Origin of the sequence: Acetobacter lambici (genome assembly GCF_011516885.1) — a bacterium.
GTDB classification, from domain to species: Bacteria; Pseudomonadota; Alphaproteobacteria; order Acetobacterales; family Acetobacteraceae; genus Acetobacter; species Acetobacter lambici.
Genome location: NZ_WOTD01000122.1, coordinates 1 through 1,758, shown reverse-complemented (window position 1 = coordinate 1,758; position 1,758 = coordinate 1). Strand labels below are relative to the sequence as shown.

The following is a 1,758-nucleotide window of genomic DNA, read 5'->3' as shown; positions in this document are numbered from 1 at the left end:
TAAGTTGTCTGCTCGAAGGGATCGACTGGCGTAATCCGCAGAAAACATGGCGACCTGAACTGGCGGGGTAACAAAAAGGGGATCGTGATCCATAGTCCTGTACCCTTTTGAACGGTTTTGTGCTGAACTGTTTTTCATGACGGGAAGCATGGATGACATAACGGCCTTACATGCGGCACTTGCCGCCGCCGAGACGCGTGCCCGTGCTGCCGAAACCCGGGCCACAGACGCTGAAGCCCGAGCAGTCAGCGCTGAAGCGCAGATTACCCATCTTAAACATCTTATTGCACGGATGCGTCAGGACCGCTTCGGGGCGTCATCGGAACGGGGACGGCGCCTGCTGGACCAGCTGGAACTTGAGCTGGAGGAGCTGGAAACAACGCAAGCCGAAGACGCGTTCGAAAATGCGGCGGACCTCGCTGTCCGTGCAACAGCACCGCGGACTAACCGGGGGCGGCAACCCTTACCCGCCGACGTGCCACGCGAACGGGTGGTTCTTCCTGCGCCAACACAGTGTCCGTGCTGTGGCGGGACGCGCCTGAGTAAACTGGGCGAAAGCATCACTGAGACGCTGGAAGTGATCCCACGCCAGTTCAAGGTCATCCAGACGGTGCGGGAGAAGTTCACCTGTCGGGACTGCGAGAGCATCACCCAGCCACCAGCGCCTTTCTACCCGATCTCACGGGGGCGGGCAGGGCCAGAACTGCTGGCGGGCATTCTGTGCGACAAGTATCTCCAGCATCTGCCGCTGAACAGGCAGAGTGATGCCTTTGCACGCGAAGGGATTGATCTCGACACGTCAACGTTAGCCGACTGGGTGGGAGCCTGCACAGCGACCCTGGCCCCTCTGAACGCGCTGATCCGGGTCCATGTGCTGGCAGCTGGTCGTCTGCATGCGGATGACACCACCGTGCCCGTGCTGGCGAAGGGCCGAACACGCACCGGTCGATTGTGGAATTATGTGCGCGACGATCACCCCTTTGGAGGCACAGCACCCCCGGCCGTGTGGTTCCGTTATTCACGGGACCGCAAGGGCGAACATCCTGTCGATCATCTTTCGGGCTGGACGGGGATCGTGCAATCCGATGCCTATGCCGGATATAACGCTCTGACAAAACCGGGCCGTCAGCCTGCACCTGTCGTGTCTGCAGGATGCTGGGCGCACGGACGAAGGGGGCTGTTCAAAATCGCGGAGAAGGACAAGGCCCCGCTGGCGATAGAGGCAGTGCGCCGCATCGACGCCATCTTCGAGGCTGAACGTGTGATAAACGGCACCCCAGACCAGCATCGGCTCGCGGTCCGTCAGGAAAGCAGTGCTCCCATGGTAGAGGACCTGTTCATGTGGATGCGTGACACGTGCCAACGCATGTCATCAAAAAATCCCATTGCACAGGCCATGAGCTATTTTCTCAGACGACCTGATATGTTCACACGGTTTCTACATGATGGGCGCATCTGTCTCACAAATAACGCCGCAGAGCGTGCGCTCCGTGGGATAGTCCTCGGCAGAAAAGCCTGGTTATTCGCCGGGTCAGACCGGGGCGGAGAACGCGCTGCCGCCATGTATTCCCTGATCGTCACCGCCCGTCTGAACCTTGTCGATCCCAAAGCATGGCTCGCAGATGTCCTCGCCCGTATCAACGATATGCCAAATCCACGCCTCCATGAACTCCTGCCATGGCACTGGAAAACCCTTCACCACAGCAATAATACCATCAAAGCCTGATTACGCCCGCGGCTCTCTCCGGATGCTTACGA

The 1,758-nt window shown here is 59.3% G+C and carries 1 protein-coding gene; it reads left to right on the top strand.

Going from position 1 to position 1,758, the window contains the following annotated elements:
* Nucleotides 1-136 precede the first annotated feature (136 nt).
* Nucleotides 137-1,726: an IS66 family transposase gene (gene tnpC / locus GOB86_RS15370; RefSeq protein WP_165993527.1), complete on the top strand. Its 1,590-nt coding sequence runs from the start codon at nt 137-139 to the stop codon at nt 1,724-1,726.
* Nucleotides 1,727-1,758: the final 32 nt, after the last annotated feature.

Excerpts from the sequence above, each read along its gene's own strand:
- tnpC (WP_165993527.1), top strand. The coding sequence starts at position 137 with ATGACGGGAAGCATGGATGACATAACGGCCTTACATGCGGCACTTGCC.